This is a genomic window from Comamonas sp. (assembly GCF_036643215.1).
GTDB lineage: Bacteria > Pseudomonadota > Gammaproteobacteria > Burkholderiales > Burkholderiaceae_C > Comamonas.
Genome location: NZ_JAVXSJ010000014.1, coordinates 105524 through 113023 on the forward strand (window position 1 = coordinate 105524; position 7500 = coordinate 113023).

At 52.6% G+C, this 7500-nt stretch carries 7 protein-coding genes; 4 read left to right on the plus strand and 3 right to left on the minus strand.

Going from position 1 to position 7500, the window contains the following annotated elements:
- Window positions 1-11 precede the first annotated feature (11 nt).
- Window positions 12-638 carry a TetR/AcrR family transcriptional regulator gene (locus tag RSF91_RS11730; protein ID WP_332568588.1) on the minus strand — a complete coding sequence of 209 codons (627 nt, stop codon included), beginning with the start codon at window positions 636-638 and terminating at the stop codon, window positions 12-14.
- A 283-nt stretch (window positions 639-921) separates the two neighbouring features.
- Here RSF91_RS11730 and RSF91_RS11735 point away from each other — a divergent pair, with 283 nt between their 5' ends.
- Both RSF91_RS11735 and RSF91_RS11740 read left to right on the plus strand, forming a co-directional pair.
- Complete coding sequence (locus tag RSF91_RS11735; protein WP_332568596.1) at window positions 922-1908, plus strand: 3-hydroxyacyl-CoA dehydrogenase family protein; 987 nt, start codon at window positions 922-924, stop codon at window positions 1906-1908.
- Between the two features lie 12 nt (window positions 1909-1920).
- On the plus strand, window positions 1921-2736 hold the full coding sequence (locus RSF91_RS11740) for a 3-keto-5-aminohexanoate cleavage protein (RefSeq protein ID WP_332568589.1): 816 nt from the start codon (window positions 1921-1923) through the stop codon (window positions 2734-2736).
- Between the two features lie 8 nt (window positions 2737-2744).
- On the opposite strand, the gene RSF91_RS11745 is transcribed toward RSF91_RS11740, so the two are convergent.
- A complete protein-coding gene (locus tag RSF91_RS11745; protein WP_332568590.1) occupies window positions 2745-3425 on the minus strand; it encodes a GntR family transcriptional regulator in 681 nt (226 codons plus the stop codon).
- A gap of 6 nt (window positions 3426-3431) precedes the next feature.
- A complete protein-coding gene (locus RSF91_RS11750; protein ID WP_332568591.1) occupies window positions 3432-5189 on the minus strand; it encodes an IlvD/Edd family dehydratase in 1758 nt (585 codons plus the stop codon).
- A gap of 111 nt (window positions 5190-5300) precedes the next feature.
- Here RSF91_RS11750 and RSF91_RS11755 point away from each other — a divergent pair, with 111 nt between their 5' ends.
- Together RSF91_RS11755 and RSF91_RS11760 are read left to right on the plus strand one after the other, a co-directional pair.
- Complete coding sequence (locus RSF91_RS11755) at window positions 5301-6314, plus strand: Bug family tripartite tricarboxylate transporter substrate binding protein (RefSeq protein ID WP_332568592.1); 1014 nt, start codon at window positions 5301-5303, stop codon at window positions 6312-6314.
- An 18-nt stretch (window positions 6315-6332) separates the two neighbouring features.
- Window positions 6333-7295 (plus strand): LysR family transcriptional regulator, encoded by a 963-nt coding sequence (locus RSF91_RS11760; protein WP_332549200.1) that lies wholly within the window; start codon window positions 6333-6335, stop codon window positions 7293-7295.
- Window positions 7296-7500 lie beyond the last annotated feature (205 nt).

The following is a 7500-nucleotide window of genomic DNA, read 5'->3' on the forward strand; positions in this document are numbered from 1 at the left end:
GGTTGAAAGGTCTACTTAGGGGGATCGGGTTGGTTTTTGAGCAGAATTCGTACGGCCCAGGACCAGCTTTGCAGCAGCTTTTCCTGTCGATGCTTATCTTCACGTAGCAAGCAGGCCAGAGCCATCCCTCGCAGCAGCTCCATGCTCAAGGCAACGACTTCTGTATAAGCTGGAAGGTTCTTAACAGAGGCAAAGAGTTCAGAAACCACGCGCTCGAAATCGCGCCTGGCCTGTCGCTCCGCATCGCGCAGCGACTCGCGAAGGTTTGCGTCGGTGCGGGCTACAGCCCACAGTTCCAGCTCTGCCAGATAGGCAGGTTGGGTGAATGCCTCCGCCAATGCGCGCGTCGCCCTATCCACTGGCTCCATCTCGGCGGGCTGCAGTGCAAGTGCACGACGAACAGAATCCTCATTGCGTGCGACCAGTGCTTCGATGGTGGCAGCAAGCAACTGCGCGTGGCTCGGAAAGTGGTGAAGGAGAGCGCCTCGACTGACCTGAGCGCGCTCCTGCACTTCAACTGTGGTTGTTGCGGCGCTGCCGCGTTCGATCAAGGAAGCTACGGCCGCATCAACGATGCGCTGACGTGTTGCATCACGTTGTGCAGTGCGGGTTGTTGGTTTTGATTTGACAGTCATCATTGACTGCAAATATTAGCAGTCAGAGATGACTGTTAAACAGGTGTAATCCCTGAATCGACCAGCTTTTCCTAAATAGCCGCAAGCCTTTCAGAACGGCCTCCTTCGATATCTATGGGAGCGCTGCTTCGCTTCCTGAAATAAGCACTTTCGTACGAGCTAGTAAGATGAATTCCCTTGTCAAATTTATTAACAAAACAGGCCAATTTACAAAATAAATTTGTTTAACAAATTTATTGGAAAGCTTCAAACTTCCTTCAAGACTTATAAAACTTGGAGACGTCAGTTGGAGCAAACGACTTTCAGTGCACCGAAGCACTTCTTCCGCCCTTCTCGTTCACACGCCGTTGTTGTTGGTGGCGGCACCATGGGAGCAGACATTGCAGTTGTTCTTTGCCGCGGTGGCTGCAAAACGACAGTCATCGAGTCCAATGCCGATCGTGCGGCGAAGGTAACTGAGCTAGTATTAAATGGACTGAGCCAACTGAATGCGGCCCAGCACCTTGAAAAGCTGTCAGTAGCTTCTTCACTGGATGACATCGACTGGGCATCCGTAGATGTCGCGATTGAGTGCATCCCCGAGCGTTTGGATATCAAACAGGCTCTGTTTCAACAACTCGAACAAAGAGCTCGTAAAGACGCACTGCTGGCCAGCAACAGTTCCAGCTTTCCCATCACTGCGATTGCCGAGGGACTGCAGACTCAAGATCGCATGCTGGGACTGCACTTTTTCATGCCCGCCCACCTGACGCCTCTGGTTGAGGTTGTATGCGGCGAAGCATCCAGCATGGAGTGCGCTGAGAATCTTTACGCTTTCATGCGCCAGTGCGGCATGGTTCCAGTGCTGGTCAAAAAGGATCTACCTGGCTTCCTCGCCAACCGCCTTCAGCATGCACTTGCACGCGAAGCCTTTGCATTGATCGATGCAGGCATTGCTTCACCCGAAGACGTAGACGCGGCAGTGCGCTTTGGCTTTGGCTTTCGATTTCTCGCGGCAGGCCCCGTTCTTCAGCGCGACCACGCAGGCCTTGAAGTTCACTGTGCTGCCGGGGCGACGATGTATCCGTCACTTGCCGCCAACAAAGAGCCCAGCCAATGCCTGTCGCAAAAAGTGGCTGAAGGCAAATTCGGAATGAAAAGCGGAGAAGGTTTTTTCAAATGGACTCCTGAGAGCATTGCACAAGAGAAGCAGCGATATCAAACGACTCTGCTAGCAGGTCTTGAGATTCTGAAAAATGAGCTGCCTCCTGTAGGCGATGCGATAGAGCAATAAGAGGAGAACATGATGAATCAGCCTTTGATCGTGACTGTTGCACCCAACGGGGCATACAAGACCAAAGAACAGCACTCAAACGTACCTCTCACTGCAACGGAATTGGCGCAAACAGCCAAAGAATGCTTGGACTCAGGTGCATCCATGATCCATATGCATGTGCGCAAACCAGATGGCACACATTTGCTGGATGCCCATGCCTACTTGGAAGCTACAGCTGCTGTACGCAAAGCGGTTGGACAGGAATTGGTTGTTCAGATCACAACCGAAGCAGCTCAGGTCTACCAGCCATACGAGCAAATGCAGGTCGCACGCGACGTGAATCCTGAAGCGATTTCTGTAGGTCTACGCGAGATTCTCAAACCAGAAGTTCCTGAGTCCGACATCCAAGCCTTCTTCACATGGCTCAAAGACAGCAATGTGATGACCCAGGTGATTCTGTATGACGTGGCCGACGTTCAAGCTTGGCAGCGCCTACGCTCATCTGGCGTCATCCCTGAAAACAAGTGGTTCTTGCTCTTTGTCCTGGGACGCTATTCGGCAGGACAGACCTCGTCCCCCACAGACTTGCTGCCATTCCTTGAAGCACATGACGAAGCCTACCCTTGGGCCATGTGTGCCTTTGGACCTCAAGAAAACGCCTGCGCCATTGCTGCAGCAAGCCTTGGAGGTCATGCACGCGTTGGCTTTGAAAACAACCTGTTCTTGAAGAGCGGAGAACAAGCTTCCAACAATGGGGCATTGGTCGCGCAGGTACGCAAGGGCGCCGAGGCTCTCGGACGCCCATTGGCTACCGCAAGCGATATCCGAAGCCTTTTCTTGAACTGAAAAACGCTTCAGATCGACAGTGATTCTTGTGCCTTCAAGTAGTGATCTCTTGGGGGGACAAGGTGAGCCACTGTCAGGCTAATAAGGCGATCTCTTGTCCCCTCAGCCAAAACATCCAGAAGCTCATGGTGTTCCTTTTGAGATTGCAGCTGACGCTCTCTCGACATCAGAGCTCCGAATCGAATTGCATGCGTTCTGCGTGCAAAGTCTTCAATGGATTGCGACAAAAAAGCATTGCCGCATTGAGCAAACAAAAGCCGATGAAACTCTTGGTTGGTCCTAAAGATGCCACGCGGATCCTGCTTCTGGATCGCTGTGTCATGCCCAGCCTGGATACCTTTCAACTGTTTCAACGCCTCACTGGACAAAGGCAGCGTGATTTTGCGCATTGCTTCAGCTTCAAGGAGCTCACGCATCTCATAAAGATGAATCACTTCATCTTTGCCAAAGGCTTTCACCATGGAGCCAACGTTGCGCTTGCGTTCAAGCAGCCCCACGCTTTCCAGCTGAGCCAAAGCGTCTCTCACCACATGACGCTTGGCTCCAAATCTTTCCATCAAATCATCTTCGACAAGACGCACTCTGGGCGCCAAAAGCCCCAGAACAATGTCTTCCTCCAATGTCGCGGCAATAGCAGATGCGCCGTCCTCAGAAGGACGGCGTTCATTGGCATGAACGCCCGTCGGCATATGGTCTTAACTCCTTGGGATCGAACCTTTGCGTTCCGTAGCTGTCAAGAAATCAAAGTCTGCGCCTCGATCAGCCTGCAAAACCGTTTTCTTGAACAAATGAGCGTAGCCACGCTCAGCCGTCGGAACCTGAACAGGCTTGGCATTCTGACGCATCGCCAGTTCTTCATCACTGACAAGCCATTCAATACTGCGTTCACGTACAGAGAGGCGAATTCTGTCACCTGTTTGAACCCAGGCCAGTGGACCGCCTATCGCGGCTTCGGGAGTCACGTGCAAAACGATGGTGCCAAACGCGGTGCCGCTCATACGGCCATCGGAAACACGCACCATATCTTTAACGCCTTGAGCTGCGAGTTTCTTGGGAATAGGGAGGTAACCCGCCTCCGGCATCGCCGCGGCCTTAGGGCCAATATTTTTGAGAACCAGCACGTCTTCGGCCCGAACATCAAGATCCGGCGAGTCAATGCGAGCGGCCAAATCCTCGGCATTCTCAAAAACGACCGCTCGGCCTTCGTGCTCCATCAGCTCAGGGTTAGCTGCGGACTGCTTGATGATGGCTCCACCTGGGGCGAGGTTGCCGTGCAGTACCGCAATTCCACCCTGTGGATACAAAGGCGCATCCAATGTCTTGACGATATGCTGCTTGAAGCCTGGGCCAGCAGCTTCCAGTTCCTCACCCAGGGTTCTACCCGTCACAGTCAGCGCATCCAAGTGCAGCAGAGGCTTAAGCTCTCGCAGCAATGTAGGCATGCCACCAGCTGCATGGAAGTCTTCCATATAGTGATCTCCCGAAGGCTTGAGATCCAGCAGCACAGGTGTATTGCGGCTCATCACATCCAGAGCCTTCAAATCGAGTTCATAGCCCAGTCGTCCTGCAATAGCAGCCAGGTGAACAATGGCGTTGGTAGAGCCTCCCATAGCCAAGAGAACACGCATCGCATTTTCAAAAGCGGCAGGAGTGAGAATCTTGTCGATAGTCAAACCCGTACGGGCCATTTGCACCGCCACTTCACCCGAGCGCTCTGCAATTCGAATCCGGTCAGCCGTTACTGCAGGCGGCGTTGCGCTACCAGGAACGCCAATCCCCAAAGCTTCGGCAATACAGGCCATGGTGCTTGCCGTTCCGGCGACAGAACATGTCCCGACGCTTGCTACCAGCTGATTATTCACATCGGAAATCTCTTCAGCATCAATTTCTTCAGCGCGGAACTTGCCCCAATAGCGACGGCAATCAGTACAAGCACCAACCCGCTCGCTGCGATGAGAGCCAGTGAGCATCGAGCCTGTAACCAGCTGGACTGCAGGCAAGCCAGCCGACGCAGCCCCCATAAGTTGGGCGGGCACCGTCTTGTCACATCCGCCAATCAGCACAACCGCATCCATGGGCTGAGCTCGCAGCATCTCTTCCGTATCCATGGACATGAGATTGCGCAAATACATGCTGGTTGGCTGCGAAAAGCTCTCATGCAAAGAAATAGTCGGGAAGTCCATCGGCAACCCACCAGCCATCAGGATGCCTCGCTTCACCGCTTCGATCAGTTGCGGCATGTTCCCGTGACAAGGGTTGTAAGAGCTCCCAGTGTTCGAAATGCCAATCACTGGTCGATCCAGAGCCTTGTCTGTATAGCCAGCACCCTTGATGAAGGCTTTACGCAAGAAAAGAGAGAACCCGCGATCACCGTAGTTGGTGAGTCCCTTGGAAATCCCGCTCGAAGCGGCTTCGGGATGAATCGCGGGCTGTTGGTTTGGCTTGTTCGTCATGAGAGGGTTAACCATTGTTGATGCGCTGATTATTAATAATATTATTGATTAAAGAAAAAATCGAGCGCTCAACCAAGAAAGCGCATACCTGAAAACCCTAAAGGAGACCTAATGACCACCAATGATTTCAATCACCAAAGTTCACGTCGTCACATACTTTCCACTCTCGCTACCGCAGTTCTGCTGACTTTGGGCGCGACAGGCGCCGCGCTGGCACAAGCCGACTACCCCAACAAGCCTGTGAGGCTTGTAGTGCCTTACGCCCCCGGTGGCGCAACTGATGTGATTGGCCGTGTACTGGCCAAACAACTTTCTGACGCGTTAGGCCAGCAATTCGTAGTCGATAACCGCGCTGGTGCAGGAGGTAGTCTTGGAGCAGGTCAAGTTGCGAAGTCCCCTGCTGATGGCTATACCTTGCTAATGGGAGCCTTTACAAGTCACACTATCAATGCGGCCCTGACACCCGCAGTGACACCTTTCGACATTCACAAAAGCTTTTCTCACATCTCTGTGGTTGGTACCGTCCCCCTGGTGTTCGTGGTCAACCCCAACATCCAAGCCAAGTCTGTCAAGGAACTGGTATCTCTTGCCAAGGCCAGCCCTGGCAGTGTCACATTGGCATCCGCAGGCAATGGCTCACCTCAACATCTTGCTATTGAGATGTTCAAGCGTCAGGCTCAAGTTGATGTTGTTCACGTTCCGTACAAAGGCAGCGGACCAGCCCTATCTGACCTGTTGGGCGGCCAAGTCAATGCAATGATCGACACCGTTCCTGCTGCACAAAGCCAGATCAAAGCAGGTAAGTTGCGCGCGCTGGCTACAACAACCAAAGAGCGTGTACCTTCAGTTCCTGATGTTCCAACTGTCTTGGAAGCGGGAATGCCTGAAATGCAGGTGAGCTCCATGTTTGCACTTTCCGCTCCAGCAGGAACACCGAGCGCAGTTATCCAAAAAATAAACGCGGCACTGAAAGTGATTCTGTCAAAGCAAGATGTCAAAGACTCCATGCTTGCACAAGGCGCCATTGCAACCTACAGCAGCCCAGATGAAACAGCAAAGATCATTAATGCCGAGTACGCCAAGTGGGCCAAATTGATCAAAGACGCCAACATCAAGGCAGAGTGATCAACAGCAAGCGGAGGTATGAAAACTCATAGCTCTGCTGCCTATACTCACGTGGTGGAAGCCAACCTATCGACTAAAGACCTGAAGGCGGTCGTGGCCCTAAGTCAAACTAAAAGCTTTGGCCAGGCCGCTCTTCTCGTTCACTTATCTCAGTCTGCCCTGTCTGCCCTGATTGCGCGTGTAGAGACGCAAATCGGGGCACGATTATTTGAGCGTACGACCCGCGCTGTCGAACTGACTGATGTAGGACATGTTTTTGTGGCTCACGCGCAAGAACTCTTACGCGATATGCAGCGCGCTTTGCAATCCGTATCGGATACCGTGCAGCTAAAGACTGGATCTGTCACCGTAGCAGCCCTGCCTTCATTAGCAGCATCCTTGGTTCCAAAGGTATTTGCCGAGTTTGCACAACTTCACCCCAAAATCCGACTTTCCCTGATCGATACCTTGTCAGGGCCAGCATTTGATCTTGTGCGCGATGGCAAGGTCGACTTTGCCCTAACCGCTGCTGACCCAAAGCAAGAGGATCTGGCTTATGAGCAACTGACCGAGGATCAATTCCTACTCATCTGCCCTGAAGGACACCCTCTTGGCGATCACACAGAGCCAATCTCTATAGAAAGCACTCTGGACTATCCACATATCTCAATGTCTGGATCAGCAAGTGTTCGCCAATATATTGATGCTGATTTGCTCGCTAAAGGAGTTCACTTCACCCCAGCCTTTGAAGTTGACCACATCGCCACAATCGGAGCTTTGGTCAGAGAAGGGTTGGGCATCAGTGCTCTACCAGAGACCGCAATTTCACTACTAAAAACTGGCGACCTCACAAAAATCCCTTTGTCCGCCCCCGGAATTCAACGTCCGTTGGGCATTGTGAAGCGCCGCCACTCACCTCAAAGCTCTGCAGCCAAAGAGCTTGAGACACTGGTACGAACGAGCTTATGCAGACTGTTCTCGTTATCGTCGCCTCCCGAATGATCTGCGACGCTGAAGCAAGGTGTGCCAGCCGGAACCCTGTACTTAATACGACCAAGAAATGGGATGCATTCAATCGCAACAGGGCAGTTCTCTAGCTTGGCTGCCGCCTGCAGCAGTCAATGTCCAAAGTTGGACTACCCATTGCACTGGGTGTTGATTTCCACCCAGAAGTGACCCACTAGACCCCGGTTTTTCCATCTCAATC

What these genes read in the sequence shown, in the direction of transcription:
- RSF91_RS11750 (WP_332568591.1), bottom strand. Translation starts at nt 5,189, where the DNA reads ATGACGAACAAGCCAAACCAACAGCCCGCGATTCATCCCGAAGCCGCT.
- RSF91_RS11745 (WP_332568590.1), bottom strand. Translation starts at nt 3,425, where the DNA reads ATGCCGACGGGCGTTCATGCCAATGAACGCCGTCCTTCTGAGGACGGC.
- RSF91_RS11740 (WP_332568589.1), top strand. Translation starts at nt 1,921, where the DNA reads ATGAATCAGCCTTTGATCGTGACTGTTGCACCCAACGGGGCATACAAG.
- RSF91_RS11760 (WP_332549200.1), top strand. Translation starts at nt 6,333, where the DNA reads ATGAAAACTCATAGCTCTGCTGCCTATACTCACGTGGTGGAAGCCAAC.
- RSF91_RS11755 (WP_332568592.1), top strand. Translation starts at nt 5,301, where the DNA reads ATGACCACCAATGATTTCAATCACCAAAGTTCACGTCGTCACATACTT.
- RSF91_RS11730 (WP_332568588.1), bottom strand. Translation starts at nt 638, where the DNA reads ATGATGACTGTCAAATCAAAACCAACAACCCGCACTGCACAACGTGAT.